Annotated in this window: 28 protein-coding genes; 15 read left to right on the forward strand and 13 right to left on the reverse strand. The window is 69.7% G+C overall.

Annotated elements, in window-relative coordinates; genetic code table 11:
- Positions 1 to 40 precede the first annotated feature (40 nt).
- The 6 genes from GKE56_RS04785 to GKE56_RS04810 all read left to right on the forward strand — a co-directional run bounded on the left by GKE56_RS04785 (position 41) and on the right by GKE56_RS04810 (position 6,186).
- The gene (locus GKE56_RS04785) at positions 41 to 1,630 is read left to right on the forward strand and encodes a lysine 5,6-aminomutase subunit alpha (protein WP_230209188.1); all 1,590 of its coding nucleotides are present in this window, start codon (positions 41 to 43) and stop codon (positions 1,628 to 1,630) included.
- Positions 1,627 to 2,460 carry an OAM dimerization domain-containing protein gene (locus tag GKE56_RS04790; RefSeq protein WP_230209189.1) on the forward strand — a complete coding sequence of 278 codons (834 nt, stop codon included), beginning with the start codon at positions 1,627 to 1,629 and terminating at the stop codon, positions 2,458 to 2,460. The genes GKE56_RS04785 and GKE56_RS04790 overlap by 4 nt, the downstream gene beginning before the upstream one ends.
- Complete coding sequence (locus tag GKE56_RS04795) at positions 2,457 to 2,864, forward strand: hotdog domain-containing protein (RefSeq protein WP_154683565.1); 408 nt, start codon at positions 2,457 to 2,459, stop codon at positions 2,862 to 2,864. Before GKE56_RS04790 ends, GKE56_RS04795 begins: the two co-directional genes overlap by 4 nt.
- A 406-nt stretch (positions 2,865 to 3,270) precedes the next feature.
- Positions 3,271 to 4,893 (forward strand): apolipoprotein N-acyltransferase, encoded by a 1,623-nt coding sequence (gene lnt / locus GKE56_RS04800; protein ID WP_230209190.1) that lies wholly within the window; start codon positions 3,271 to 3,273, stop codon positions 4,891 to 4,893.
- Complete coding sequence (locus GKE56_RS04805) at positions 4,886 to 5,713, forward strand: polyprenol monophosphomannose synthase (protein WP_230209191.1); 828 nt, start codon at positions 4,886 to 4,888, stop codon at positions 5,711 to 5,713. The genes lnt and GKE56_RS04805 overlap by 8 nt, the downstream gene beginning before the upstream one ends.
- Positions 5,698 to 6,186, forward strand: a complete 489-nt coding sequence (locus GKE56_RS04810) for an FxsA family protein (RefSeq protein WP_154683568.1) — start codon at positions 5,698 to 5,700, stop codon at positions 6,184 to 6,186. The genes GKE56_RS04805 and GKE56_RS04810 overlap by 16 nt, the downstream gene beginning before the upstream one ends.
- A 102-nt stretch (positions 6,187 to 6,288) precedes the next feature.
- Here the strand turns inward: GKE56_RS04810 and GKE56_RS04815 are convergent, their stop codons facing one another.
- The 4 genes from GKE56_RS04815 to GKE56_RS04830 all read right to left on the reverse strand — a co-directional run bounded on the left by GKE56_RS04815 (position 6,289) and on the right by GKE56_RS04830 (position 10,314).
- Complete coding sequence (locus GKE56_RS04815; protein ID WP_154683569.1) at positions 6,289 to 6,648, reverse strand: RNA polymerase-binding protein RbpA; 360 nt, start codon at positions 6,646 to 6,648, stop codon at positions 6,289 to 6,291.
- A gap of 205 nt (positions 6,649 to 6,853) precedes the next feature.
- Entirely contained in the window at positions 6,854 to 8,242 is a 1,389-nt protein-coding gene (locus GKE56_RS04820) for an MFS transporter (protein ID WP_154683570.1), read from the reverse strand.
- A gap of 78 nt (positions 8,243 to 8,320) precedes the next feature.
- Positions 8,321 to 9,664: a M15 family metallopeptidase gene (locus GKE56_RS04825; RefSeq protein WP_154683571.1), complete on the reverse strand. Its 1,344-nt coding sequence runs from the start codon at positions 9,662 to 9,664 to the stop codon at positions 8,321 to 8,323.
- Positions 9,665 to 9,825: 161 nt separating this feature from the next.
- Positions 9,826 to 10,314 (reverse strand): GNAT family N-acetyltransferase, encoded by a 489-nt coding sequence (locus GKE56_RS04830; protein ID WP_154683572.1) that lies wholly within the window; start codon positions 10,312 to 10,314, stop codon positions 9,826 to 9,828.
- A gap of 132 nt (positions 10,315 to 10,446) precedes the next feature.
- Here GKE56_RS04830 and GKE56_RS04835 point away from each other — a divergent pair, with 132 nt between their 5' ends.
- The 5 genes from GKE56_RS04835 (at position 10,447) to GKE56_RS04855 (ending at position 15,045) form a co-directional block, all read left to right on the forward strand.
- Positions 10,447 to 11,904 carry a hypothetical protein gene (locus GKE56_RS04835; protein WP_154683573.1) on the forward strand — a complete coding sequence of 486 codons (1,458 nt, stop codon included), beginning with the start codon at positions 10,447 to 10,449 and terminating at the stop codon, positions 11,902 to 11,904.
- 132 nt (positions 11,905 to 12,036) lie between these two features.
- On the forward strand, positions 12,037 to 12,417 hold the full coding sequence (locus GKE56_RS04840) for a single-stranded DNA-binding protein (RefSeq protein ID WP_154683574.1): 381 nt from the start codon (positions 12,037 to 12,039) through the stop codon (positions 12,415 to 12,417).
- Between the two features lie 93 nt (positions 12,418 to 12,510).
- Positions 12,511 to 12,960: a helix-turn-helix transcriptional regulator gene (locus tag GKE56_RS04845; protein WP_154683575.1), complete on the forward strand. Its 450-nt coding sequence runs from the start codon at positions 12,511 to 12,513 to the stop codon at positions 12,958 to 12,960.
- A gap of 4 nt (positions 12,961 to 12,964) precedes the next feature.
- Positions 12,965 to 13,372: a VOC family protein gene (locus tag GKE56_RS04850; RefSeq protein WP_154683576.1), complete on the forward strand. Its 408-nt coding sequence runs from the start codon at positions 12,965 to 12,967 to the stop codon at positions 13,370 to 13,372.
- Positions 13,373 to 14,607: 1,235 nt separating this feature from the next.
- Positions 14,608 to 15,045 carry a bifunctional 2-polyprenyl-6-hydroxyphenol methylase/3-demethylubiquinol 3-O-methyltransferase UbiG gene (locus GKE56_RS04855; protein ID WP_230209192.1) on the forward strand — a complete coding sequence of 146 codons (438 nt, stop codon included), beginning with the start codon at positions 14,608 to 14,610 and terminating at the stop codon, positions 15,043 to 15,045.
- A 769-nt stretch (positions 15,046 to 15,814) separates the two neighbouring features.
- On the opposite strand, the gene GKE56_RS18140 is transcribed toward GKE56_RS04855, so the two are convergent.
- From GKE56_RS18140 to GKE56_RS04875, 5 genes are all read right to left on the reverse strand, one after another.
- A complete protein-coding gene (locus GKE56_RS18140; protein ID WP_370518458.1) occupies positions 15,815 to 16,099 on the reverse strand; it encodes a carboxyl transferase domain-containing protein in 285 nt (94 codons plus the stop codon).
- A 261-nt stretch (positions 16,100 to 16,360) separates the two neighbouring features.
- Positions 16,361 to 17,794 (reverse strand): sodium:solute symporter, encoded by a 1,434-nt coding sequence (locus GKE56_RS04865; protein WP_154683577.1) that lies wholly within the window; start codon positions 17,792 to 17,794, stop codon positions 16,361 to 16,363.
- Positions 17,791 to 18,120, reverse strand: coding sequence for a hypothetical protein (locus GKE56_RS04870; RefSeq protein WP_154683578.1), 330 nt, complete (start codon positions 18,118 to 18,120; stop codon positions 17,791 to 17,793). The genes GKE56_RS04865 and GKE56_RS04870 overlap by 4 nt, the downstream gene beginning before the upstream one ends.
- Positions 18,117 to 18,320, reverse strand: a complete 204-nt coding sequence (locus GKE56_RS17805) for an amidase family protein (protein WP_255424978.1) — start codon at positions 18,318 to 18,320, stop codon at positions 18,117 to 18,119. Before GKE56_RS17805 ends, GKE56_RS04870 begins: the two co-directional genes overlap by 4 nt.
- A gap of 25 nt (positions 18,321 to 18,345) precedes the next feature.
- A complete protein-coding gene (locus GKE56_RS04875; RefSeq protein WP_255424979.1) occupies positions 18,346 to 19,557 on the reverse strand; it encodes an amidase in 1,212 nt (403 codons plus the stop codon).
- Positions 19,558 to 19,738: 181 nt separating this feature from the next.
- Here GKE56_RS04875 and GKE56_RS04880 point away from each other — a divergent pair, with 181 nt between their 5' ends.
- Positions 19,739 to 20,713, forward strand: a complete 975-nt coding sequence (locus tag GKE56_RS04880; protein WP_195908240.1) for an Lrp/AsnC family transcriptional regulator — start codon at positions 19,739 to 19,741, stop codon at positions 20,711 to 20,713.
- 113 nt (positions 20,714 to 20,826) lie between these two features.
- Positions 20,827 to 20,991 (forward strand): YegP family protein, encoded by a 165-nt coding sequence (locus tag GKE56_RS04885; protein ID WP_154683580.1) that lies wholly within the window; start codon positions 20,827 to 20,829, stop codon positions 20,989 to 20,991.
- On the opposite strand, the gene GKE56_RS04890 is transcribed toward GKE56_RS04885, so the two are convergent.
- The 3 genes from GKE56_RS04890 to GKE56_RS04900 are packed head-to-tail and all read right to left on the reverse strand — an operon-like array spanning position 20,985 to position 23,953.
- Positions 20,985 to 21,512: a HutD family protein gene (locus tag GKE56_RS04890; RefSeq protein WP_154683581.1), complete on the reverse strand. Its 528-nt coding sequence runs from the start codon at positions 21,510 to 21,512 to the stop codon at positions 20,985 to 20,987. The genes GKE56_RS04885 and GKE56_RS04890 overlap by 7 nt on opposite strands.
- A 45-nt stretch (positions 21,513 to 21,557) precedes the next feature.
- Positions 21,558 to 22,475 carry a universal stress protein gene (locus tag GKE56_RS04895; protein WP_154683582.1) on the reverse strand — a complete coding sequence of 306 codons (918 nt, stop codon included), beginning with the start codon at positions 22,473 to 22,475 and terminating at the stop codon, positions 21,558 to 21,560.
- Positions 22,472 to 23,953, reverse strand: coding sequence for an amino acid permease (locus tag GKE56_RS04900; protein ID WP_154683583.1), 1,482 nt, complete (start codon positions 23,951 to 23,953; stop codon positions 22,472 to 22,474). The genes GKE56_RS04895 and GKE56_RS04900 overlap by 4 nt, the downstream gene beginning before the upstream one ends.
- 138 nt (positions 23,954 to 24,091) lie before the next feature.
- Between GKE56_RS04900 and GKE56_RS04905 the strand changes: the two genes are divergently transcribed.
- Positions 24,092 to 24,934: an aldo/keto reductase gene (locus tag GKE56_RS04905; protein WP_154683584.1), complete on the forward strand. Its 843-nt coding sequence runs from the start codon at positions 24,092 to 24,094 to the stop codon at positions 24,932 to 24,934.
- Between the two features lie 15 nt (positions 24,935 to 24,949).
- The gene (locus GKE56_RS04910; protein WP_154685630.1) at positions 24,950 to 25,780 is read left to right on the forward strand and encodes a DUF72 domain-containing protein; all 831 of its coding nucleotides are present in this window, start codon (positions 24,950 to 24,952) and stop codon (positions 25,778 to 25,780) included.
- Here the strand turns inward: GKE56_RS04910 and GKE56_RS04915 are convergent.
- A complete protein-coding gene (locus tag GKE56_RS04915) occupies positions 25,773 to 26,393 on the reverse strand; it encodes an L-threonylcarbamoyladenylate synthase (protein WP_154683585.1) in 621 nt (206 codons plus the stop codon). The two genes, GKE56_RS04910 and GKE56_RS04915, sit on opposite strands and share 8 nt — an antisense overlap.
- Positions 26,394 to 26,400 lie beyond the last annotated feature (7 nt).

Genomic DNA, 26,400 nt, shown 5'->3' on the forward strand with positions numbered 1-26,400 from the left:
ACATTCAGGAAATCCTCTCCCTCGCTGCTAGATTTGCCGCGTGTCTTCTCGTGTGAAACCGCTCCTGGACCTCGACCCGGGCGACGTACGCCGGGCCCGCACCTTGGCCCGCAAGGCTGGTCGACCGGTCGTGAAGCTGGCCCAAAGCCACACCACGGTCTCGGTCGAGCGCGCGACGCTGCGCCTCGCCGGGCTGAGCGGCGCCGACCACGACCGGGTCCCGTGGGTCAACCACCTCGTCGACCGGGTCCGCAGCGAGGTCGGCCTCGAGCACGGGATCACCACCCCGGTGTTCGACGCGCTACGCCGCGGCGAGGCCGAGGACCTGCTCACCCTCGCCCAGAAGGCCGCCAGCGGTTCGGTGTCCTTCCGGCTCCCCGAGGGCAAGGAGGCCACCCGCGCCCAGACCACCGCGCGACGGGAGGTGTCCCGCGGCATACGGGCCATCGACCGACAGCGGGCCACCCGCGACCGCCTGATCAAGCGCCACGGCGACCCGAAGCAGCGACCCTGGATCTACCTCATCGTCGCCACGGGTGACATCTACGAGGACATCACCCAGGCCCAGAACGCCGCCCGCGAGGGGGCGGACATCATCGCCGTGATTCGCTCGACCGGCCAGTCGCTGCTCGACTACGTGCCCGAGGGCGCCACTCGTGAGGGGTATGCCGGGACGTATGCCACCCAGGAGAACTTCCGGCTCATGCGGGCCGCCCTGGACGAGACGTCCAAGGAGCTCGGCCGGTACATCCGGCTGACGAACTACGCCAGTGGGCTGTGCATGCCCGAGATCGCGGCCCTGGCCGGGCTCGAGCGGCTCGACATGATGCTCAACGACTCGATGTACGGGATCCTCTTTCGCGACATCAACCCGATCCGCACCTTCGTGGACCAGCGGTTCAGCCGGCAGATCCACGCGCGCGCCGGGATCATCATCAACACCGGCGAGGACAACTACCTCACCACCGCCGACGCCGTCGAGGCCGCCCACACGGTGACGGTGAGCCAGCTGCTCAACGAGTACTTCGCCAAGGAGGCGGGGCTGGAGGACTGGCAGCTCGGTTTGGGTCACGCCTTCGAGATCAACCCGGACCTGCCCGACTCGTTCCGCATGGAGCTGGCGCACGCCCTGCTCGCCCGCCAGCTGTTCCCGCAGGCGCCCCTGAAGTGGATGCCGCCCACGAAGCACATGACCGGAGACGTCTTCCGCGGCTACCTCCTCGACGGGTTCTTCAACCTCGTCGGCGCCATGACCGGTCAGGGGATCCTGCTCGTCGGCATGATGACCGAGGCCGTCGTCACGCCGTTCCTGTCCGACCGCGACCTCGCACTGCAGAACGTCCGGTACGTGCTCAATGCCGCCGGGGGGCTGACCGAGGACTTCCACCCGCCCCGGGACGGCTTCATCCAGAACCGTGCCCGCCAGGTCCTGGGCGAGGCGATCGACCTGCTGACCCGCATCACCGACGAGCCCGGCCGGGCCCCGCTGCTGGAGGCGATCGCTGACGGCACCTTCGGTCTGATGAAGCGACCCGCCAACGCCGGCAAGGGCCTGGACGGCGTGGTCCAACGCGCTCCCGGGTACGACAACCCGGCCATCACCCTGCTCGAGAGCGGAGAGTCCCGGTGACCGCCCGCCGACAGCCCGACATCGTGCGTCCCTACGGTGACACGACCGGCGACGGCATGGTGCAGGTGTCCTTCACGCTCCCCGTGCCGCACGACAAGCGCGCTGAGGGAGCCGCGCTCCAGCTGGCCGCCAAGATGGGCCTGGCCCCCGCGCTGCTCGTCCACGCCAAGCCCATGGGCCCCGACTTCACCTTCTTCGTGGTCTACGGCAGTGCCACCCACCTCGTGGACCTGCGCGAGGTCGAGGTCGTCGAGCGCGAGTTCCCGCTCCTCAGCCCCGGCGAGGTCAACAAGGCCATCAAGCGGCACCTGCGGCGCAAGCTCGTGGTCGTGGGCGCCTGCATCGGCACCGACGCCCACACCGTGGGGATCGACGCGATCCTCAACATCAAGGGGTTCGCGGGGGAGAAGGGGCTGGAGTACTACCGCGAGATCACGGTCGTCAACCTCGGCGCCCAGGTGCTCGTGCCCGAGCTGGTGGCCAGGGCCCGGGCCGAGCGCGCGGACGCCGTGCTGGTCAGCCAGGTCGTCACCCAGCGGGACGCCCACATCCACAACACGACGACGATGAGCGCGGCCTTCCGCGAGGCCTACCCCGCCGGGCAGGTGCCGCTACTGGTGGTCGGCGGGCCCCGCTTCGAGGAAGGCTCCGCACCGCGCCTCGGCGTGGACCGCATCTTCGGCCGAGGCACCACCCCGGGCGAGGTGGCCAGCTACCTTGCCCACGAGCTCGCGAACCCTGCCACCTCAGCCACCTCAGCCACCTCGGCCACCTCGGCCACCTCGACCACCTCGGCGGCCCCGGGCCCTGGCGCTAAGGAGAAGCGATGACTTCAGCGACCCCCACGGTGGGAACCACCGTCACCCACCGCCGTTACGTGCCCTACTCCCACGCGCACTACGCGGGGAACCTCGTCGACGGGGCGTACTCGCTCGCGGCGTTCGGCGACGTGGCGACCGAGATGTGCATCAGGACCGACGGCGACGAGGGACTCTTCGCCTCGTACTCCGACGTCCAGTTCCTGGCGCCCGTGCGCGCGGGGGACGTCATCGAGATCTCCGCGACGCTCGTGCGCGTGGGCACCCGGAGCCGCGAGATGGACTTCGAGGTGCGGGTGGTGGGTCGCGGGGCGCCACAGCGAGGCGAGTCCGCGGCCGACGTGCTCGACCCCCATGTCGTGGCGACGACAGCGCGCGGAGTCGTCGTGGTTCCGCCGCGGCCGGCGGCTCCCTGACGGCCCGCTCGGCGTGTCGCCAGCGACACGCCGAGGGTTGACAGATTGCCTTGCAGCGCAACGGTTTTCGTCTGACCACAGATCCACGCCCCAGCGAGCCACCAGACGTGAACACGGGGTTGACAGACAGCGAAGCGGGGGTAAGTTGGCCCTCGGTTGTCTCACCGATACGACCACCTGCAAGGGGGCTCTCAGAGCAGAGAAGGACGCACTGCGCGGTGGCTAGCGCGCGCAGCCACCGCCCACCAGCCGTGATGTCCGACCCATCTGACGTCCCCTCTGCGGGCAGTGGTGGACGGCGGCCCGGCCCGCCCGCTTAGTAGACAACAGCAGGATGCTGACCTCCAGCCATCGTCCTGCTGGTCCCAACGGCGGCGCGGGCCGTGCTGTGTCCTACCGTGGTGCCGTGCCCAAGCCGATCAGCTCGCTCCGCGCGGGGTCTCGCCTGGGTTTCGCGGTGCTCTCCGGACTCGTCACGGCCCAGGCGTTTCCGACGCACCACGGTTGGTGGTGGGCACCGCTCGGGGTCGCCCTGCTGTCGGCCTGCGTCATGGGGGTGCGGTGGCGGCTGGCGCTGCTGCTCGGTCTCGGTCACGGCCTGGGCTTCTTCCTGCCGACGCTGTCGTGGTCGGGCGTCTACGTCGGCAACCTGCCGTGGGTGGCCCTGTCCTCGCTCGAAGCCCTCTACCTCGCGGCCATGTGTGCCGTGACCGCTGCGGTCCAGGCCCCCTTCCTCACGTCCCGGCTGCGGTCCCTCGGGTATGCCGTGGTGCCGGTGATGTGGGTCCTTCAGGAGTGGGCCCGGAGCACGACCCCGTTCGGTGGCTTCCCGTGGGCGCGCCTGGCCTTCAGCCAGGCGGACAGCCCGCTGGCTCCGCTGGCCCGGTTTGCCGGGGCCCCCGGCATCACCTTCGCCGTCGCCGCCCTCGGCGCCCTGCTGCACGCCGCCGTCCTCGCCGCCTCGCACCTGGTCGGTCGCCCCCGCCGGCCGGGGCCCGCGGCATACCGGTCGGCGTCGGTCGCCCTCGCGGTCCTGGCGGCCGCGCCGCTCGCGCTGGCGCTGTCCACCAGCCTGCCCACCGACGGGCGCCGGGTCTCCGTCCTCTTCGTCCAGGGGAACGTTCCCCACGCCGGGCTCGACTTCAACGCGCAGCGCCGGGCCGTCCTCGACAACCACGTGCGGGCGACGGTCGCCGCCACCCAGCACGAGACGACGCCCCCCTCGCTCGTGGTCTGGCCCGAGAACTCCTCCGACATCGACCCGATCATCAACCTCGACGCCGCGGCCCAGGTCCGACTCGCGGTGCAGACTGCGCGGGCGCCCGTGCTCGTCGGGGCGGTGCTCGACGGCCCCGGACGGTACGTCTCGAACGCGAGCCTGTTCTACCGCCCCGGTGGCGCCGCCCCGGCGCGGTACGTCAAGCAGCACCCTGTGCCGTTCGCCGAGTACATCCCCTACCGCAGCTTCTTCCGGAACTTCAGCGACAAGGTCGATCTGGTCTCGCGGGACTTCACGCGCGGGACGGCCCCTGGTGGGTTCGAGGTGCCGGTGCCCGGCCAGCAGCCGTACTGGATCATCCCCACGATCTGTTTCGAGGTGGCCTACGACGACCTCATGCGGGACTCCACGCTGCAGCCCGGGCGGGACGCGAGCATCCTCGCCGTCCAGACCAACAACGCGACGTTCGGCTACACCGCCGAGTCCGAGCAGCAGTTCGCGATCAGCCGGCTGCGCGCGATCGAGCACGGACGGTCGATCGTGCACGTCTCGACCGTGGGGGTGAGCGGCTTCATCAACCCGGACGGAACCTACTCCGCCAAGACGACGTTGTTCACGCAGGCGGCGCGGCTCGGGGCGCCCGTGGTGCGGACCGAGATCACGCCCTCGGACCGCATCGGCGCGCTCCCTGAGTATGCCGCGGCGGCGGCAGCCGCAGCACTGCTCGCCCTTGGTCTGTGGCTGCGTCGCAGGCCCGCTAGGGTCGTTGCTCCACCAGTGGCCACACGAAAGGAACGCGTTGGTGTCTGAGGCGAACGAGGTGTCCACCACCGCTCCCATCGTGCGGGTGCTGGTGTGCATCCCCACGTACAACGAGCGGGAGAACCTGCCACTCGTGGTTGGCCGGATCCGGGCCTCGGTACCTGCCGCTGACGTCCTCGTGGTCGACGACAACTCCCCGGATGGCACGGGCGCGGTCGCCGACGGCCTCGCCGCTGACGACCCGCAGGTCCACGTCCTCCACCGCCCCGGCAAGCAGGGGCTCGGGGTGGCCTACCTGGCGGGCTTCCAGTGGGGTCTGGACGAGGGCTACGACGCCATCGTCGAGATGGATGCCGACGGGTCCCACCAGCCCGAGCAGCTCCACCGCCTGCTCGAGGCGCTGGAGACCGCGGACCTGGTCATCGGCTCCCGCTGGGTTCGGGGCGGCTCGGTGGTCAACTGGCCCCTGCACCGCAAGGCGCTGTCCGTCGGCGGCAACCTCTACACGCGGGCCTTGCTCGGTATGCCGGTCCACGACGCCACCGCGGGGTACCGCGCCTACCGGTCGTCGGCGCTGCGGGTGATCGGCCTGCGCGATATCGCGTCCCAGGGCTACTGCTTCCAGGTCGACCTCACCCGGCGCTCGATCGCCCACGGCCTTCGAGTCAAGGAGGTCCCCATCACCTTCGTCGAGCGCGAGATCGGCGACTCGAAGATGAGCGGGGACATCATGCGCGAGTCGCTCCAGCGCATCACCCTCTGGGGGCTGCACCACCGTGCCGACCAGCTGCGTCGGGTGCCGCAGCAGGTCTCGGCCAGGGCGTCCGCCACCCGGTCGGACCGGGAGCCGACATGGCACCGGCTGTAGGCCGCACCCCGTACGCGCGGCGCCGGCGACCGCGCTGGCTGGCCACGGTGTTCATCCTGCTCCTGGTCGTGCCGGTGCTCGAGATCGCGACGATCATCGCCGTCGGGAAGGTCATCGGCGGATGGCAGACCCTCGCACTCCTGCTGGCGGAGTCCGCGCTGGGCGCCTGGTTGGTCCGCCGCGAGGGGGCGAAGGCCTGGGCGGCTCTGCGCGGCGCCCTTCGGACCGGCCAGATGCCGAGCCGCCAGCTCGCCGACGCGGCCTTGGTGCTGGTCGGTGGGACCCTGCTGCTCACACCGGGCTTCCTCACCGACATCGCCGGATTCTTCTTCATCCTGCCGGTGACCCGACCGATCGCGCGCCGGGTGCTCGAAGCCGTCGTGGCCCGGCGGCTCCTCGGCGGCATCCTCGGCGGACGGGGGAGCGGACAGGGGACTTCGGGACCTGACGTCATCGAGGGCGAGGTTCTCTAGGTCTGGAGGAGGCTCACCGCACGGCGACCCGCACGGCGACCCGCACGGCACGACGAAGGCCGCCTCCCCTCGGGGAGGCGGCCTTCGTGGCACCGGAACGGCTCAGGCGGTGCGCTTGCGGCGAGGCTTCTCGCCACGCGACTCGCGCAGGAGGGTCAGGCGCTCCTCGAGCAGCTCCTCGAGCTCGGGGATGGAGCGCCGCTCGAGCAGCATGTCCCAGTGGGTGCGCACGTGCTTGACCTGCTTGGCCTCGGGCTCGGGGCCGTCGACCAGGCGTGCGTCGAGCCCGCAACGGCACTCCCACGTCGCTGGTATCTCAGCCTCGATCGAGAACGGCAGCTCGGTCCGGTGGCCCTGCGGGCACACATAGGCCGTGATCTGCCGCTCACTGGGGACGACGTGCTCGTCGGTCTCGAGACTGTGTGAGACGAGACGACTGCCCCGAAGGGTACGTTCTGCCATGAGGGGTTCTCCCAACGTGCTGGTTTCCCTGCCCGCTCGGGTGGGAGCGCGGGATTCACTGGGCATAACGCCAAAGACCCGTGCAATGTTCCGACGTTCTGGCGACCGGAAATGTTGGCTATTGTGACGCAGATCACATCGCGTGCGGGGCAAGGGGCCCAGTGAGGTGCGGATCACAGCCGGGAGCGGACCTCGGGCACGCGGTTCAGACCCTGGCGGGCACCTCGTTGCCAGCGTCGAGGATGCCCTGCCTGATGTTCACACGCGCCAACAAGGCGCCGCCGACGACGAAGAAGACGACCAGGGCGACGATCGCAGGGCGGTAGGAGTGGGTCCACTGGTACACCAACCCGAACGTCAGGGTGCCGAACCAGCTCGTGCCGCGCTCCATGGCCTGGTACAGGCTGAAGAACTCGGCCTCGCGGTTCCGCGGGATCAGCTGGCTGTAGAGCGAGCGGCTCAGGGCCTGGGTGCCGCCCAGCACCAGCCCGATGGCCACACCGAGCGCAAAGAGCGCCACGAGCTGCCGGTCCGGGACGAAGAAGGCGGCGATGACCACAAGGATCCACAGCGCCAAGCCGCCGAGAACAGTGCGCCAGGCGCCGAACCACCGCGCGAGGACACCGAACAGCAGCGCACCGCCGAAAGCCACGAACTGGACCATGAGGAACAGGCCCAGCATGGTCGACTCGGAGAACCCGAGCTGCTTGTTTCCGTAGAGGCTCGCTTGGCCGATGACGGTCTGGATCCCGTCGTTGAAGAACAGGTAGGCGACCAGGAAGAGCAGGGTCTGCGGGAACAGCCGGAGCTCGGCGAAGGTGTCGACGAGCTGCCGCACGCTGCCGCCGACGATGCCGGCGGTCCGTGCCACCTCCGGCCGCTCGACGCCGCGCAACCGCCACATGCCGCGGACCGGGATCAGGGTGAAGCCGGCCCACCACAGGCCCGCCATGAGCATGCTCAGGCGAACCGCGCCCGCCTTGTCCACGCCGATGAGGCTCGGTTTGGCCAGCATCACGAAGTTGATCGCGAGCAACAGGCCGCCGCCGAGGTAGCCGAGTGCCCATCCGCGCGATGACACCGTGTCGCGGTCGTCAGGACTGGCGATGCGACACAGGATCGAGTCGTACACGACCAGCGAAGCCCCGAGGCAGAGGTTGGCCACGATCAGGAGGAGCACCCCGAGCTGCCAGTTGGTGCCCTGCACCAGTGCCATGAGGCAGGCCGCAAGCGCGCCCGCCCACGCGAACAGGCCGAGCACCCGGGCAGGCCTGGGGGACCGGTCAGCGATGGCGCCGACGAAGATGAGGACGACGGCCGAGACGATCGTCGCGGCGGTGATCGTGAACGGGGCGACTGAGCCGGGGGAGATGCCCAGGCCCAGCACCTGCAGATTGGTCTCACAGGTGGCGCCGGTGGCCAGGTGCGGGCAGGCGGCCTTCTCCGCGACCGCCGTGAGGTACGGGGCGAACAGAACCGTCGCGGTGGTGGTGACGTAGGCGGAGTTGGCCCAGTCGTACCAGTACCACGGTCGCCGGTAGTGCTCGTTGCCCTCCCAGGTAGCCGCCGTCGTCGGGGCCGCAGCTGTCGTCATGGCTGAAGCGTGGCACAACGCCACCCGGGACGACTGGGTATTCGAGCCCAGCGAAGAGGTGCGCCGGGGGAGTGGTGCCTACCCGGCATACTCCCAATGCCAGGGCTCGGGAAGCGCGCCGCCGGGCTCGGCCCAGGCCGGGTGGAACCAGCCGTAGAGAGGGGCGTTCTGCATCATCCACAGGTGCGCGGGGGAGCCGAAGCTCTCGACGCCACCGCACAGATCCACGGCCCGTCCCATGCCGTGCTCGCTGGTGCCGGGCGTTGCCGCCCACGCGCCCCGCTCCGCCTTGACCAACAGCTGTTCGGCGAAGGAGCGGTAGGAGTCGGTGATGCACAAGGGCGAACCCGTGTCGCGCTGGTAGGCCACGCTGAGGGCGTTGAACGCGGCGGCCGCTGCGGGTCGCAGGCTCTGCGCCGGGTCGCCGTACAGCGGGCAGAGTGCTGACGCGGGGATGTGCCCGTTCGGGTACTCGCCGTCGTCCTTGCTGCACGCCTTCACCGAGCCGTCCTTCGACACCCCGGGCACGAGGACCGCCTGGCTGAGCGCGCGGGCCACGCTGCGGGCGGTCGGGTCGCCGCTGCCCAGGAGCAGGCCGTTGATCGGGCCGACCTTGGCGACCTGGGCCGCATGCAGCGCTCGGGTGGCGTCGAGCTGGGCCTTCTGCTGGGTGATCACGACATCGAGCTCGGACTTGGCGGCGGCCGCCTGCTTGGAGGCCACGGCGGCCTGCGCGCTCGCCTCGACAGCCTGGGCCGCGATCTGGCGTTGCAGCTGGGCGTGGTCGCGGACGCGCTCGAACGCGGCGGTGCGCTGGTCACTGAGGTAGCTGAGCTGGGCCGCTCCGTCAGTGGCGTCTGCGGCCGGCTGGGTCAGGGTGTCGAGCAGGGCGCTCATGTCGCCCAGCGACCCTCCAGTCCCGGCGTAGGCCTGGTACGCCCATTGGCCGAGCGCCCGGCGATCCTCAGCGAGTCGGTCGCTCAGCTGGTTGAAGAGCTCGACGTCGCGGCGTGCGGCCTCGCGAGCGGTGCGCTCGGCGTCGCGGGCCGCGGCGAGCTGCTGGAGCAGCGTGTTGGCCTCGACGGAGAGCCGGTCCAGCTTGGTCGCGGCTGCGGCGATGCTGGCGTTGGATCGAGTGAGGTCGTCGGCCAGCGACTGACCCTGGGCGATCTGGGCCGCCAGCTCGGCAGGACTGAGGGTCTGCTCACCGGCCGCCCCCGGCGGTGCTGCCGCCTGACCCGCGCTGGCTCCGGACCCGGCGGTGGCGGTCGTCGTCGTCGTCGACGGCGTGCGCGTGCTGGTCGTGCTCGTGGTCGTCGAGGTGGTCGACGTGGTCGTGGTCGTCGGGGGCACGGTGACGGCGTATGCCGGTGCGCCCCCTGCGAGCACCACCACCACCATCACCGTGCCCGCTACCCCCACGGACCGACTGAGCCGAGCCAACGATCACTCCCCGCTTCGTCCCCAAACCGTCTGCTGCGACGGCCCCTGCATCGTGAACGACCCTAGCCGCGGTCGGTCACGAATGGTCTCGTTCGTTCGTGGGAGGGCGGGGGGCCAACCAGATGATGTCGGGAGGGCGCTCAGAGGTCCTTGGCCATCAGGCTGACCTGGTGGCCGGGCCCCCCGAGACGGCCCACCTCGCGGTACCCGCGGTGCTCGTGGAAGGCCAGCGACGGGAGGTTCGGCGGGTCGACATTGACCTCCAGCACCAGCCGCCCCCGGTCCACGGCCGCCGCCTCCACGACGTCGTAGACGGCGCTGGCGAGCCCGCGGCGGCGGAAGGCCTCGTCGACCACGATCCGGTCCAGGTAGGCGAACTCCGTGCCGAACCGGGCCGAGAACCAACGGTAGTTGGCCGAGTCGTAGGCCGTCCCGGGCTCGAATACCAGGACGAACCCGGCATCCGCGCCATCGCAGATGATGACGTCGGCACGACTCGTCCAGGTCAGGAGGAGGCGAAGCCGGTCCTCGTCGAGGTGTGAGAGCAGCTCGACGTGCTCGGCGTTGAACCGCAGGACCTGGGGGACATCGGCATCGGTGATGGGACGGAGCACCTCCAAGCGAGCCATGGCGTGAGTCTGCCATCCCGCTCGCCGCCCCTGCGCCCTGCCGCGGCCCACCGCCCTGCCGCGGCCCACCGCCCTGCCGCGGCCCACCCGAAGACCAGGCCCGGTGGGAATGGATGAGATAGGTTGCCGAGCGTGGTCCAGCCGGTCGATGCCCCACTGGACCTCGGCCCAGCAGCGGCGACGCAGCCGGGCGAGACCGGCGGGTGGCGCCGGCCCTGGCTGTGGGCATGGCTGTGGGCATGGCTTGCGTTCCTGCCCGTGGCGCTCCTTCGGACCGGGACGATGGCCGAGTCCGACACGTTTTGGCAGATTCGCACAGGTCTGACGACCATCGAGCAGCGCGGCATACCCACGGTGGATCCGTTCTCGTGGACCGTGCACGGGGCGCACTGGACCCTCAACTCGTGGGGATACGACGTCCTCATTGCGGTGGCGTATCGGCTGGCCGGGCTGGTCGGGGTGGCGCTCACCTGCGCCGTGCTCGTGATGGCGGCGGCCGGCCTCGTGCTCCTGCTCGCCCGTGAGCTGGGCGCGTCTCCGGGCGTTGCCGGAGCGTCACTGTGGCTGGTCGCGCCGCTCCTCGTCGCGTGGCTCTCCGCCCGGCCACAGCTGGTCGACTATGTAACCGTCCTGCTGCTCGTCGCGCTGTTGCGCCGCGTCGTCGACGACCAGCATCCCGGGCGGTCGACCGTCCTGATCGGGGTTCTCTGCGCCGCGTGGGTCAACCTCCATGCCGGCGCTCTACTCGGCGTCGGCATCGCGGGAACCTGCACCGTGGTGCAGCTCTGCCGTACCCGCAGCTGGGAGCGCTGGAAGTGGTGCCTGGCCGCGACGGCGGCAGCCCTGGCGGGTTCGGTGGTCAACCCGCTGGGCCTTGGCCTGTTCGCCCAGACGGCCCAGGTCAAGAGCGCGTCCACCGGTGTGGTCCTCGAGTGGCAACACCTGGACCCTGCAGACCCGACCCAGCTGGTGATGCTTGCGCTGGGGCTTTCGGCCCTGGTCCTCGCCGCGCGTCGACGTGACGTGGTCTCTGTCGCGGGCGTGGGTGTTCTGGCAGTGGCAGCGATCGTCGCGATCCGCTTCCTGCCTCTCCTGGCCCTGATGGCGCTGCCGACCCTTGCGGCGTCGGGGTCTCACCGAGCCGTTCTTGGCTACATCCACAGCCGACGAGCGGTCCTTCTCCCCGGCGCCGCGGTGGCGGTGGCGGCGACCCTGGCGTTGGCGCTGCCGGCTCTCACTCACATCGGCCAGCCCCTCCCGGCCATCTACCCGGCCAAGGCGGTGGCCGACATCCCCTCGGGCTGCAAGCTCTTCAACACGTATGTGCTCGGTGGTTACGTGATTCTGCAGCGGCCGGATGTCCTGGTATCCATCGACTCGCGCAACGACCTCTACGGTGCTGCCAGGGTCGGCGCCGCAGAGCGGACCCTGGCTGGCCGGGGAGATGTCTCGGCGGCTCTCGCGCCAGCTGGGTGCGCATTGGTTCCTCCGACCAGCGGTCTGGCCAAGAGACTGTTCCGAGACCCGGCCTGGGCGGTGAAGACGCGGCAAGCGAGCGGGGTGCTTTTCGTGAGGCGTGCAGGCCAGTGACCCGACCCGTCTTTGAGGACTGCATCGCAGGATGAGCGCAGCTGTCCACAGGGGGCCATTCGACGGCCGAGCGTCCACAGGCCAGCGGTCCGCGGGGGAGGCGCGGATGCCGGCCGAGGGACGCTGGGCGGCATGGAGGATTCAGGGGAGTGGGCAAATGAGGTCCGTCTGGTGGGTCGGGTGAGCGCCGCCGCTGAGGAACGCGAGCTACCCAGCGGGGATCTGATGGTTGCGCTGCGGGTCGTGGTGCCACGCAGCGGCGGCGGGACTTCCAGCACGCGCGTCGACACCGTCGATGTCGCGTGCTGGTCTGCCCGAACGCGTCGCAGCGCCCGGAACCTGGAGCCGGGAGCCCGCATCGAGGTGCGTGGTGCGTTGCGCCGACGCTTCTACCGAGCTGGCGCAGCGACGCTGAGCCGGTACGAGGTGGAGGCCACCTCGGTGTCCCGCCTACGCCGTCACGCTGCTCTCGCGGCCAGCCGGAACCTGGTCCCGACGGCTGATCAGACGTGAGCTGCGGCCGACCCCAGAACCACCTCGACAGGGGAGTGGCTCGGGCACCGGAGTGTTGGGCGTCGTCAGCGTCTTCGTGACACGATCTCAGACATGACCACCAGCCCGGCCGAGGCCCAGCGCCTGCGCGACCTCGCGCTGTTGCGGCGAGTGCGCGACCGGATGGATCGCGAGTACGCGCAGCCGCTGGATGTCGAGGCCCTTGCGCGCGGCGTGCACATGTCCGCCGGGCACCTCAGCCGCGAGTTTCGACGCGCGTACGGCGAGTCGCCCTACGGCTACCTGATGACCCGGCGGATCGAGCGCGCGATGGCTCTGCTGGTCCGGGGCGACCTCAGCGTCACCGAAGTCTGTTTCGCGGTTGGCTGCCAGTCGTTGGGAACCTTCAGCACCCGCTTCACCGAGCTGGTCGGTATGCCGCCCAGCACCTACCGTCAGAGGGCGACGCGCACGGTGGCCGGGGTGCCGCCGTGCGTCACCAAGCAGGTCACCAGACCGATCAGGAATCGAGAAGCGCGGGCCACCGAGGGACAGCTAGCGTGAGCGCATGGACATCAGCATCCACGCCAGCTTCCTCCCGCAGGACGACCCCGAGGCAGCCCTGGCGTTCTATCGCGACACCTTGGGTTTCGAGGTCCGCAACGACGTCGGGTTCGACGGGATGCGCTGGATCACCGTTGGCCCGCCGAACCAACCCGCCACGTCCATCGTCCTGGTGCCGCCGGCCGTCGATCCCGGTATCACCGACGATGAGCGCCGCACCATCATCGAGATGATGGCGAAGGGCACCTACGCCACCATGCTGCTCGCCACCGGCAACCTCGACGACACCTTCGAACGGGTTCAGGCCAGCGGCGCCGACATCGTCCAGGAGCCGACGAAGCAGCCTTACGGTGTCAGGGACTGCGCAGTCCGCGACCCTGCCGGCAATCTCATCCGCATCCAAGAGGTGTGAGCCGGCTCGAGGCTGCTGTGGGGCAGAGCCCTCGGCCTACCCTGAACGTCGATAGAACGCCGATAATCAACATTATGTAAGGTTGCATCCCCGGAACGAGGGTCAATCCTCCCCCCTCCGCGCACGACCATTCTTTAGAATTCGCCAGATGGTGACGAGAAAAACCACCAGGAGCAATGCCACCATGACGGACCAACGACTGAACACGCCGTCCCGTCGAACATTCGCAACTGCGAGAACGAACATCGCCGCATAGGGAAGCGCAATAGCGACTCCGATCAAGAGCCTCTTGATATCTTCACCCACTCGTGCCCACCACAAAATCGGGTTCCCCATCGGCGCTATGAAACCATAACCGCCTGTTCGCTACCATTTGGCCCACCGGATCCCGATCATGACGCCGAAACCAAGGGGCGAGCAGTTCACCGATCTTGGTTGAAACTAGCGCCGAGCGCTGGCGCCCGGGAGCTTCTGAGTGATCAGCTGCCCATCGTCGACGGGGCTCCCCCAGCACCCCAATGGAACCAGCCACCAGTACAGACCATGGGCGACTCATGATCCGTCCATATTGCCGGAACGACTCCTATTAACAGCGTCGATCGTAGACGTCACGCCCATGAGCAGCATTCCGACAGCCCCCACACCCTCACCGATCCAAAGCGAGCGGGGCCAATGGCCGAAGAGGGCGAGTTCAGTGAGTGCATATCCGGCGGTTAGTACGCATGCCGCTGGCCAACGAAGTTGGCGAGTGACCTTTGCGAATAGCGATCCAGGCGACAGCCAGGGGAAGCACGAAGCCAATCAGGACGAAGACAATCCAGGAGGCCAATGTAGTCACGGGCGGGTGAGGAAGCTGACACGGACATGAGAGACATTCGTCGTTGGTTCTGAACTCCCCCGTACGCGGCGTTCCCCTGCGGAGCGCGTCAAGCCGAACCTAGAGCCCGAAGACCAGTCGCTGCTGCGACTTTGCCATTCCTCAGCTTCATTGTGGGATGCACCCGCCTCCAGCCCGCGGCGGACCGCTGTGGGCACGAGATCGCGAACTTGTCGTCAGCGCCGCCGAGCGCTCCGCTGCTCGAACGCGCAGGTGCGGGAGGTCATCTGGTGAACGATCCGCACTACCCCGGCCGCCTGACCTGAACGTTGGGCCGACGGGCATACGTCACGCGCCGACAGGGTGACCTGTTTCAGCATCGGCTCAGCGAAGGGCTGGGTCTCGTAGTGTCTCCTGTATGGCTACCGCTGACGAGATCGCGTTGTGGGACGCAGAAGCCGACGCCTTCGACCAGTCGGCTGATCACGGCCTGCACGACCCAGCCGTACGACGAATGTGGCGTGAGCTTCTCCTGGGCGTTCTGCCCCAGCCTCCGGCTCGCATCGCAGACCTAGGTTGCGGAACCGGCACGCTGTCGGTCTTGCTCGCCGAAGCCGGGTACCAGGTCGACGGCCTGGACTTCTCTCCACGAATGATTGAGTTGGCCGAACGCAAAGCGGATGGCATTGCAGGAGTCCGTTTCACCCAGGCAGACGCGTTCGACCCGTCGCTCCCGGAGGCGACGTACGACGTGGTTCTGTGCCGTCACGTCCTGTGGGCGATGCCTGACCCGACCGTCGCACTGACGCGGTGGCTCCGGCTTGTTGACACCAGCTGGCCGGCTGCTGCTGGTTGAGGGCCACTGGTCGAATGGTGGCGGCTTGTCGGCCGAGCAGACCGTTCGGCTAGTGGAAGAAGCTGGACGCTCCGCATCCTTGACGCGCCTCAGCGAGCCGGCGTACTGGGGGCGCAGCGTCAGCGACGACCGCTACCTTTTGGCGAGTCTTGCTGCCGACTAGCCACGCCCGCCCAGGCGTATGTGGGGCGTCGACACCCGGGGGCCTGGGGCGGCCGACTTCACCAGCGATTGCCCGCGAGGTGCTCCGACCTCGCTCCTAGGTCGGTGCTGCGCTCTGTTGGGCTCGCCCGGCAACCCGGCAGCCGCGTACAAGTCACCCGCTCACACCAGTATGCGAAGAACCAGGCCGGGATGACGTACGGGTCGGATCTGGACGCCGCGGCCCCCGCCGGCGAACCCGACCTGATTGCCGCGGTCGCGACGAACGGGAAGACCGGTTACGTCAAGAAGGCAGAACTCAACACGGCCAACGGGCAAGACGCACTGAACACATTCAAGAGCCCACAAGACGCGATCGCCTGGCAGAGCTCGCGGGCCGCGCAACAGGATCAGACCATCGCCGTATACGACCAAGACGGCAAGACAGTCATCGGCCAGCTCGTGATCACCGGCCACCAAAACCAGCACACCCAAATAGAAGACGCACAAGCCCGCATCACGCCCATCGGTGACTTGTACGGGGCGGCGCCGGTGGTCTTCACGTGCGCCGGGGGCGACCCTCGCAATGACCCACTGGCTGAAGAGACCTCGGGGAAGGCGGTCCCGGTCAGGCGGGCGGCGACCCGTGGGCCCAGGAACCCCACGAGGGTTCCTGGCTCGGCGAAGGTGAGCTGGCCGAGCGATCCCACGAGGCATAGACCCCGCCGGTGGTGGGGTGTCTCAGGTGCGCGAGATAGGGCAGCCGGGCACGGCGGTGCGCCATCACCGCCCGGGTGATCTCGGTCATCTGCCAGAACGCTGGAGTCCCCTCCTGCATGCGGGTTCCGCCCGACGCGGTCGAGGCGAGCACCGGCAGGCCCTCGGCCGTTGCCCGGCGCAGGGCGGCAACCACCCGCGCCGCGGTGGCGCGACCGATCGCCCGCCGAGGAACGCGAACTCCCCACGACCACGACCACGGGTCGACCGGCCACCATTCCCCGGCCGGTCAGGACCGCTTCGTCGACGCCGGACCGTGCGGCGGCCCGCTGGAGGTCGCGACGGTACCCCTCAGGCTCGTTCGAGTAGTCAGCAGCGGTGTCCCAGCCTTCGCAGGAGTTCGGGTCCACAACGAGATCGACCAGCTCGGGCGCGCCAAGGCGGGTGCGGACTTGGCTCACACCTCCACCGTGGCAGGGGCCGGTCGCTCCTCGACCGTGGCCTTCGACGGCATACGCCGCCGCACGAGCTCAGCGACAGCGAGCACGGCGAGGTTCGGCGCGAGCGCGATGAGCCCGGAGTCCCAGCTGCCGATCGGGATCTCGAAGAAGGTGATCCAGGCGACCGTGACCACACCGACGACCATGCCGAGCATGACGGGGACGGCGCCGACGTTGACGCGCTTCCCGAGCCCGATCAGGGTGGCCGGTGCCATCTGGGTCAGACCGCCGTAGGTGAGCAGGAGCAACGAGGCGATGTCGAAGTTGGCCAGGCCGAGCACCAGCGAGAGCGCGATGGCGCCGACCACGGCCGCAAGGTTGACCGTCAGCTGGAGCGACTCGCGTCGCACCCGGATCAGGTTCTTCGAGACCAGCGAGGAGATGCCCATCGCGATCGCGGCGGCCGGCACCATGGCAGCTGACGCGCCCGCGATCGCGACGACCGCCACGAGCCAGGACGGCAAGGTCTGCTTCGCGACGCTGAGCAGCACGTGCTTCGGCGCCTTGTCGGCGGGAAGGACCTTGGTGGCGGCAAGCCCGACGAAGATGGGTACGAACAGCATCAGCTGGTAGAGCGCGAGCCATTTGTAGTTGCTGCGCAGCACCGCACCCGTCTTGGCGGCCAGGACCGGCGGCCACAGGTGCGGGAACGTGTTGAGCCCCGCACCGATGCTGGTCACGATGACGGCGGTGAGGAAGAACGTCGTGTCCCAGCCGGTCTGGCTGAAGTCGAGGAGCTGGGGACCGACACTCTTGATGTGCGCGAACGTGTCCGGTATGCCGGCGATGCCGAACACGACGCCGCCGAGCACGATCAGCAGGGCCGCGAGCATCAGCACGTCCTTGACCACGGCGACCCTGGCGATGCCCCGAATGCCGGACCACGCGACGAAGATGACGACCAGGGCACTGGCGACGACCATCGACAGGCCGCGCCCTGACTCGCTGCCCGTGGCGAGCTCCACGACCAGCCCCAGGCCGGTGATCTGCAGCTGCAGGTACGGCAGCAGGAAGACTGCGCCGACCACGGCGCTGACCCTGCCCAGGGCCGGGCTCGAGAAACGGTCGGCGAAGAAGTCGGCCTGGGTGAGATAGCCGCGGTCCTGGCCGAGCTGGCGCATCCGTGGGCCACAGAAGTAGAGACCGATCGAGGAGATCGACAGGTACGCCAGTGCGAACACACCGATGACGCCGCCACCGAAGGCGATGCCGGCGAGGCCAAGGAAGCTGAAGGTCGTCAGCGAGTCTCCCGCCTGGAGGAACCAGGAGGTCCAGCGCTGGAAGCCGCGACCGTTGACGGTCCATTCCGCCATCGACGTGCTGCGCCGACCCGTCATACCGAGCGCGCCGAGGCCGACGATGCCCACGACGATGCAGATGGTGAGGGTCATCGGACGACCCCCTCGTCGGCTGCGGCACGCTCGGCGGCATGCTCGGCGGCGAGCTCGGCACCGGCCAGCTCGGCACCGGCCAGCTCGGCGGCGTCGGCGGCAACGCCCCCGTCGCGCAGGTAGCTCGCCTCGACGACCTGGAGGGCGACGACCGTGCCGATGACGCAGAGCGCGGTCCACACGAGCACGGACGGGACGCCGAGCCACAGGCGTGGCTGGTTGACGAAGGGCAGCAACGGTGTCGCCAGGAACCCGACGATCGGGATGGCGGTGATGGCGAGCCGCGTCGGACTGGCCAGCACGGGCGGGCGGACGAGGGTGTTCACGAGGTGACCTCCTGGAGACGGGGCGTGCAGCGACCGTGGCCGGTGGCTGCTTCGAAGGCGGCGGCGATGCGCAGAAGGGTGGAGTCGGTGCGGGCTCGGGTCACGATCTGCAGACCGACGGGAAGGCCTTCGGGGGTGAACCCCGCGGGCACCGAGATCGCCGGTGTGCCGAGGGGGGTGATCAGGTAGCTGGCGGCCATCCAGTCCAGGTAGGTGTCCTGGACCTCACCCTCGATGACCCGGGGCCAGGGCTTGTTCGACGGGGAACGGCGCGACCTGGCTGACCGGGGCCAGCAGGACGTCGTAGGCGTCGAAGAAGGCGTGCGCTGCCCGCTGGAGTCGCGTGAGCTCGGCCCACGCCCGCATCACCTCGCGGCCGGTGCGGCCGTTCGCCTGACGGATGTTCCAGGCCAGGTCAGGCTTGAAGGCCTCGGGGTGCAGGGCGAGCTGGTCTGCCCAGAGCAGGTCGAACTCTGCGGCACGGAGGATCCGGAAGACGTCGTCGGCTCCATCGAGGTCGAGGCAACCGGGCTCGACATCTGCGCCCAGCTCGCTGAAGGTCTTCACCGCCGGCTCGAGGACATCGAGCACCTGTCGCTCGACGACGACCCGGTCGCCGAGGGTCGGAGCCCAGGCCACGCGTAGGCCGCGAAGGTCAGCGGGCACGACCGGTCCGGCTGGGAGCCCGCGGCCGCTGAACGAGAGTGGGTCGGCGCGATGCGCGCCCGAGATGACGGCGAGGAGCAGCGCGACGTCGTCCACGGTGCGGCCCATCGGGCCAGACACGGTGAGGGGCGAGAAGCCCACGCCTGCCGTCGGGTCGGGCACGAGTCCGGGGGTCGGGCGGAGCCCCACGACGTTGCACATCGCGGCCGGGTTGCGCAGGGATCCGCCCATGTCGCTGCCGTCGGCGATGGGCTGCATCCGCGCCGCCAGCGCCGCCGCGGCACCACCGCTGCTCCCGCCGGCCGTCCGCCCGATCGCATACGGATTGTGGGTGGCGCCGAAGACCTCGTTGAACGTGTGGGACCCGGCTGCGAACTCGGGGACGTTGGTCTTGCCCACCCGAACCGCCCCGGCGTCCTGGATGCGACGGACGATCTCGTCGTCCTGCGCCGGCACGTAGTCGGCATACAGGGGTGAGCCGTAGGTCGTTCGCAGTCCAGCAGTCGCATGCGAGTCCTTGAAGGCGATCGGGAGGCCATGGAGTAGGTCGAGCGCTTCACCCGCGGCACGGCACACCGCGGCTTCGCGGTCTGCGTCCCTCGCTGCGCGCTGCGCACCGTCGCGGTCCAGGGTCACCACCGCGTTGACGATCGGGTTGACGTCGTCGATGCGCTCGAGGTGGGCCGCGAGGACTTCGCGGGCGCTGAACTCGCCGCACTGCTGGCCGCGGACCAGGTCGCGCGCGGTGGCCTCGGTCAGGCTGTCGACCACGGGAGCTCCTCGGGCGGACGCGTCGCGGTGGCGGCGACACGCCGATGTGTCGGTGGCGTTGGAAGGTTTGAGCCATACTGAACACCTGATTGACTGAATGCGTCAATAGATATGTCGTGGATTCTTGAATGGGCCGCCACAGGGACGGCGATAGCGAAACGAGCCACTGAGGAGGCATCCGGTGCCCGATACTGACGCGGTGTCGACCCGAGCCCTTGACCCGTTGTCGCTGCGCATCGTGGGCGCCCTCCAGGTCGACGGTCGGGCGTCGTGGCGCAAGATCGCGGAAGCGCTGGGCGAGCCGGTGCGCACGGTGGCGCGACGCGGCGCGGCGCTGCTGGAGGACCGCACGGTCCAGGTGGTCGGGCTGCCCAACACCGACCCGACCCACATCGTCAGGGTGCGCTGCCGTCCCGGCATGGTGGCGTCAGTGGCGGAACGTCTGGCCGCCCGGCCCGAGACGGTCTTCGTCTATGCCGTGGGCCAAGGCCCCGAGGTCGTGGTCGAGGTGATGCTCGACTACGCCGACCTCGCCCCTTTCGTGCTCGAGGACCTGCCGACCCTCGACGGAGTCGAGGAGGTCCGTACCGCCTCCGCGCTGGAGTACTACCGGACGGTGGCCGAATGGTCCCCCGGCCTGCTCGCCGACCAGGAGCTCCGCGCTCTCGGCGGCACGAACCTGGCGCCGACGGGGCACCAGCCCGGCCTGCACCTCGATGCGGTGGACCGTGCGCTCGTGGATGCCCTGGTTGCCGACGGCCGGACGCCCCTGCAGGCCGTCGCCGCCCTTCTCGACTGTTCTGACGCGACCGCCCGCCGCCGGATCGAGCAGCTCACCACCCGCGGCGTGCTCCGCATCCGCGCGGTGGTGGAACCAGCGCTGGTCGGACTCCCCGTGGAGACCCTGGTCTGGATCCGGGTCCACCCCTCACGAGCGCCCGAGCTCGGGCGGGCCTTGGTGGCGTCGCCGCTGGTGCGTTACTGCGCGTTCCTGGCCGGGGACGACCAGCTCCTGGTCGACGTCACCACCGCCGACCTCGACGGCCTGCGCACCCTCCTGGCAGACCACTACTGGGGCGCAGGCGCCGATCGGGTGACGGCGACGCCGCTGCTGCGCGCGTACAAGCGCGGCGGCGTACTCGTGCCGCAGGACTGAGGTCACGTCACCGAATCCGCTCCGAGGAGTCCTACTCAGTGAGGGCCCAGGCCGGTGGGTTCGAGCACCGGGGGTTCGACGGGAGCTGAGGTCCGTGGCGGGCAAGCTGGAGCTTGTTCAGGGACGACGCCGGCACGTTCCGTTTCCGGCTCAAGGCCGCCAACGGTCAGGTCATCGCCATGAGCAACGGCTACCTCACGAAGGCCGCGGCCCTGAACGGCATCGACTCGTTGCGACGTCATGCCCCGAGCGCGCAGGTCGAGGATCAGACCTACTGAGGCCGCACGGTGATGACGGCCACCGCGCCACCGCGGACCTCACGCTGCTCGCCCGCGCGGAGCCAGGCGGTGTCCAGAAGGTCGAGCGCGTCGCCTCCACCGCCCAGCGTCGTATGCCGCGTCAAGGCGACCACGAGGACCTCCGACGATCCGAATGACCCCGACGCCGACGACGATCCCACGATGAGTCCGGCCGCTGCGTCCTCGATCCGCACCTGCGCGACGACCCGGTCCGGGCGGGTCATCAGGTTGACCGCGGTCACCGGGCCGCCCGTCACCTCGCATGACACCCGCGCTCCCCCGTCGAACGCCGTCACGCCGCCCGGACGCAGGACCTGCCGCCGACCTTCGACGATGAGGGTCAGGGACTCGCCACCGGCCAGGATGAGCTGGCGCTCGACCCCCGGGTAGGCCGAGAACGGCCCCGACCGGTCGACCTGCGCGACGCTGAGGCGCCAGCTGAACAGGTCGAGGTCGGCCTCGGCTGGCCCCCTGCGCCACGACTCGGGTCTGCCCGCCACCGTTGCGCCAAGCGGTGACGGGGCGGTCCGCCAGGCGGATCAGTCTCACGGAACGACCACGACCGGGACTGGTGAGTGACGCACGATCCGCGTCGCGCTCGACCCGAGGAACACCCTCGTCATGAGACCTGCTTCCGATGACCCCACGACCAACAGGTCACCGGCCTGCCAGCCGGCGCGATCCAGGGCCTGCGCCCAGTCCCGACCCACGGCGACGACGCGGTCCTCGACCGGAGCCGCGGCGTCGCCCAGGCTGGCCACCGCGTCAGCCTGGGCCGACTCGGATCGGGCGATGAACTCCGCGAGGACCATGTCCTCGGCTGCGCTGACCCGCGGCGGATGCATCGTCCGGCCGCGCACGCCGAAGGTCACCACGCGCAGTCGGGCCCCGAGCCGGGCCGCGAAGTCGGCCGTGGCCGCCAACGCCCTGACCGACGGCGGGTCACCCCGGAACGCGAACGAGACGCGAGAGATCCCGCTCGTGACCCCGCTTGAGTCGCTCGCGGCGCCCGAATCGCTCGAGCCGGAACGGTATCCACGAGATGCAACGGCCACGGGCACCGTCGAGGAGTGGAGCAGTCGGTCGGCTGTGGAGTTCAGCACCACGCGGCCCCACGATCCGCCCTGTCCCGATCCCACGGCGATCACGCTAGCCCCCACCCGACTCGCCTCGGACAGCAAGGCACCGGGTACCGACCGGCCGTCCACCATGACGACTGTGGCATCGAGGTCCGGGCAGATGTCTTCGATGGCCATGGTGGCCTCGGCGACGGCCTTGGCCCCGCGCTGGCGCGACCATCGCGCGAACTCCCGGTCGGATCCACCGATCGTGGGGATGGTCCACGCGGAGGGGACCACGCTGACCACGAGAACCTCCTCACCGCTCGGACGCGCGAGGGCCGCTGCCAGGGCGATCGCCGAGACATCGCGCTTCTCCGGTGCGTATCCGGCGAGGATTGTCACCGCGACTCCCCCGGAGCCGGGGCTGCCATCGAGCCATCCGCGTGGGTCTCGAGCCGTGAGTGGTGCCGCCCCCACACGAGGTAGAAGGCGACCACGAGCGCGAGCCAGCAGCCGAAGATGACCCAGGTCACCGCAGCCAGCCCGCTCATGATGTAGAGGCAGACGGCGATCGTCAGCACGGGCGTGACTGGGTACCCCGGCACCTTGAACGGGCGGTGCAGGTCCGGGCTGCGCCTGCGCATGATGACCACCCCGAGGGCGACGACGACGAAGGCGCACAGCGTCCCGATCGAGATCGTGTCCCACAGGTATCCGGAGGGGACGAAGCCGGCGATGAGGGCCACCACGACGGCCACGGCGACGGTGTTGAACGAGGGAGTCAAGGTGCGCGGGTTCACGCTCGCGAAACGGTCGGGCAACATGCCGTCGCGCCCCATCGCGAACAGGATCCGCGTCTGGCCGTAGAGGCACACCAAGGTGACGGAGAAGATCGAGATGACCGCACCCGCGGCGAGGATGGTCGCCGGCACCTCGGAGCCCGTGATGTTCTTGAGGATCACCGCAAGGCCGGCGTGCTGCTGTGCCGGGTCGGAGAACCGCGCCACCGGCTGGCTGCCGACTCCGGCCACCGCGACGAGCACGTAGACCGTGACGACGACCACGAGGGCGCCCATGATGGCGCGCGGGAGTGCCCGCTGAGGCTCCTTGACCTCCTCTCCCGCGGTCGACACGGCATCCAGGCCGATGAACGAAAAGAAGATCGTGCCGGCGGCCGCGCTGATCCCGGCGGGACCCGCGGCCCAGAACCCTGCGAAGTGCTCGCGGTTGAACGCGGTCAGGCCGATGATCACGAACATCCCCAGGACCGCCAGCTTGATGACGACCATGATCGTGTTGACCCGGGCGGACTCGCTGGCCCCTCGGACGAGCAGGACCATGCAGAGCAACACCAGGACCACGGCTGGCAGGTTCACCAGACCGGTCGTGTGGTCCTCGAACGGAACTGGTGAGTAGGACAACGCGTCCGGCAGCTGGAACCCGAAGAGGTTGTGCAGCAGCTCGTTGAAGTACCCCGACCACCCCACGGCCACCGCCGCGCCGGAGACCCCGTACTCGAGCATGACGCAGGCCGCGATGACCATCGCGACCAGCTCGCCCAAGGCGTGGTAGGCGTACGAGTACGTGGAGCCACTGGCCGGGATCGCACTGGCCAGCTCGGCGTAGCACAGCGCCGACAAGCCGGCCCCCAGGCCTGCGACGAGGAAGGACACGATGACCGCAGGGCCGGCGTGGGGCACGGCCTCCTGGAGCACGAAGAAGATGCCGGTGCCGACCGTGGCCCCGACCCCGAACATCGTCAGCTGGAACGTGCCGATCGTCCGCGCGAGCGCCGGCCCGGGTTGCGCTGGCGCCCGGTCCCCAGAGGGCTTGCGCCGCAACAGCTGCGACCTCAGTCGCGTGGTCTGTGGTGATGTCATGCCCTTCATCAAACGGGCCCGCACGGGGCGGGGCGATGGCAAAGGGGCTGCTTTGGTCTCGCATTCAAGACGAGCCGGTATGCCGCCCCGGGCCGCCCCGGGTCGTGGCTCACCGGCCACAGCCCTACGGTGGAGGGCATGCGACCTGACACCACGGCATACCAGCTGAACGACGGCTCCTTCGTGCCTGCCATCGGGTTCGGCACCTACCCCCTGCGGGGCTCGGACGGCATCGCCGCGATCGTGAGCGCGCTCGAAGCGGGCTACCGCTACCTCGACAGCGCGGTGAACTACGAGAACGAGGCGGAGGTCGGTGAGGCGCTCAAGCGTTCGGGGGTGCCTCGCGACGAGGTCCGGATCGCCACGAAGATCCCCGGGCGCTTCCATGCCAGGTCCCTGGCGCTGCAGTCCCTGCGGGACTCCGCCGACCGCCTCCAGGTCGAGCAGATCGATGTCGGGCTCATCCACTGGCCCAACCCGAGCCAGGGGCTCTTCGTCGAGGCGTGGGAGGCCCTCGTCGAGGCCCAGCGCGAGGGGCTGGTGCGCACCGTGGGCGTCAGCAACTTCACCGAGGAGCACCTCCGCCGTGTCATCGCGGAGACCGGCGTGACCCCAGCGCTCAACCAGATCGAGCTGCATCCGTACTTCCCGCAGCAGCACCTGCGCGAGGTCCACGACCAGCTCGGCATCCGCACGCAGGCCTGGAGTCCCCTGGGCAAGCGGCAGGCGCCGTTCGACGAGCCGCCCGTGGCCGACGCGGCGGCCGCCCACGCGGTCTCCCCCGGTCAGGTCATCCTGCGCTGGCACGTCCAGCTCGGGTCGATGCCGCTACCGAAGTCCGCGGCACCGCAGCGCCAGCGGGCGAACCTCGACGTGGCCGGGTTCGAGCTGAGCGACGCGCAGATGGCGGCGATCACCGGTCTGGCCAGGCCGGACGGCCGCCTCTTCGGGGGCGACCCCGACACGCACGAGGAGATGTAGGCCCTGGTGGCTCAGGTGCCGCAGGCCCGGATCGGCGTCTCCGGCTGGCGCTATCCACGCTGGCGCGGCGACTTCTACCCCGCCGGTCTGCGCCAGCGCGACGAGCTGGCCTACCTCGGGCAGCAGCTCAACTCGGTGGAGATCAACGGCTCCTTCTACTCCCTGCAGCGACCGACGTCGTATGCCGCGTGGCGCGCCGCCGTGCCGGAGGACTTCGTGTTCGCGGTCAAGGGCGGGCGGTTCATCACCCATCTCAAGCGGCTCCAGGGCGTGGACACGGCGCTGGCGAACTTCTTCGCCTCCGGCCCGTTGGCGCTCGGGCCGATGCTCGGGCCGGTGCTCTGGCAGCTCCCTGAGCGCGTCGAGTTCGACGCGACCGTCCTCGACGACTTCCTGGGTCGGCTCCCCCGGACGACCCAGGACGCCGCCCGACTGGCGCAGCGCCACGACGACAAGGTCCCCGAGGGCCGCGCGCTGACCAGCGCGGAGACCGAGCAGCCGCTGCGGCACGCCCTCGAGCCACGGCATACCTCGTTCGACTGCGATGCGGCTCGTGAGGTCCTGCGCGCTCACGGCGTCGCCATGGTCGTGGCCGACACCGCGGGCCGCTGGCCGCAGATGGGTGACTCCACCACGGACTTCCACTACGTCCGGCTGCACGGCGAGGAGCGGCTCTATGCCGGCGGCTACACCGACGCATCGCTCCAGCGGTGGGGTGCCCGGCTCGACGACTGGCTCGACCTGGGCCACGACGTCTTCGTGTACTTCGACAACGATGCGGACGGCCGCGCACCGCACGACGCCGTGCGGCTCCGGGCCCTGCTCAGCCGGTCAACGGTCACATGAACGGCGTGGGGTCCCCGGCACCGCGCCGCACCACTTCAGGCGCCCCGTCGGCGAAGTCCACGACCGTCGTCGGCTCGATGCCGCACTCCCCCGAGTCGATCACCGCGTCGACCTGGTGGTCGAGCTCCTCCTTGACCAGCCAGCCCTCGGTCATGGGGTCCTCCTCACCCGGCAGGATCAGCGTGCTCGACAGCAGCGGCTCGCCCAGCTCGGCCAGCAGCGCCTGCACCACCGGGTGGTCGGGGATACGGACGCCCACAGTCTTCTTCTTGGGGTGCAGGAGACGGCGGGGCACGTCCTTGGTCGCGGGCAGGATGAACGTGTAGCTGCCCGGGGTCGCCGCCTTGATCGCCCGGAACACCGAGTTGTCGATGTGCACGAGCTGGCCCAGCTGGGCGAAGTCGCGGCAGACGAGCGTGAAGTGGTGGCGCGCGTCGAGCTGACGGATGCGCACGATCCGGTCCTTGCCCTCCTGGTTCCCGAGGGCGCAGCCCAAGGCATAGCCGGAGTCCGTGGGATAGGCCAGCAGGCCTCCCCCGCGCACCAGCTCGACCGCTTGGGCGATGGCACGGGGCTGCGGATCCACCGGATGCACGTCGAGGTAGCGGGCCATGCGTCGA

Origin of the sequence: Nostocoides sp. HKS02, from assembly GCF_009707485.1 — a bacterium.
Taxonomy (GTDB): domain Bacteria; phylum Actinomycetota; class Actinomycetes; order Actinomycetales; family Dermatophilaceae; genus Pedococcus.

Coding starts and splice junctions, on each gene's coding strand:
- GKE56_RS04795 (WP_154683565.1), top strand. CDS start 2,457: ATGACTTCAGCGACCCCCACGGTGGGAACCACCGTCACCCACCGCCGT.
- GKE56_RS04810 (WP_154683568.1), top strand. CDS start 5,698: ATGGCACCGGCTGTAGGCCGCACCCCGTACGCGCGGCGCCGGCGACCG.
- GKE56_RS04815 (WP_154683569.1), bottom strand. CDS start 6,648: ATGGCAGAACGTACCCTTCGGGGCAGTCGTCTCGTCTCACACAGTCTC.
- GKE56_RS04820 (WP_154683570.1), bottom strand. CDS start 8,242: ATGACGACAGCTGCGGCCCCGACGACGGCGGCTACCTGGGAGGGCAAC.
- GKE56_RS04830 (WP_154683572.1), bottom strand. CDS start 10,314: ATGGCTCGCTTGGAGGTGCTCCGTCCCATCACCGATGCCGATGTCCCC.
- GKE56_RS04840 (WP_154683574.1), top strand. CDS start 12,037: ATGGAGGATTCAGGGGAGTGGGCAAATGAGGTCCGTCTGGTGGGTCGG.
- GKE56_RS04845 (WP_154683575.1), top strand. CDS start 12,511: ATGACCACCAGCCCGGCCGAGGCCCAGCGCCTGCGCGACCTCGCGCTG.
- GKE56_RS04850 (WP_154683576.1), top strand. CDS start 12,965: ATGGACATCAGCATCCACGCCAGCTTCCTCCCGCAGGACGACCCCGAG.
- GKE56_RS04855 (WP_230209192.1), top strand. CDS start 14,608: ATGGCTACCGCTGACGAGATCGCGTTGTGGGACGCAGAAGCCGACGCC.
- GKE56_RS04865 (WP_154683577.1), bottom strand. CDS start 17,794: ATGACCCTCACCATCTGCATCGTCGTGGGCATCGTCGGCCTCGGCGCG.
- GKE56_RS17805 (WP_255424978.1), bottom strand. CDS start 18,320: ATGGCCGCCAGCTACCTGATCACCCCCCTCGGCACACCGGCGATCTCG.
- GKE56_RS04900 (WP_154683583.1), bottom strand. CDS start 23,953: ATGACATCACCACAGACCACGCGACTGAGGTCGCAGCTGTTGCGGCGC.
- GKE56_RS04905 (WP_154683584.1), top strand. CDS start 24,092: ATGCGACCTGACACCACGGCATACCAGCTGAACGACGGCTCCTTCGTG.
- GKE56_RS04915 (WP_154683585.1), bottom strand. CDS start 26,393: ATGGCCCGCTACCTCGACGTGCATCCGGTGGATCCGCAGCCCCGTGCC.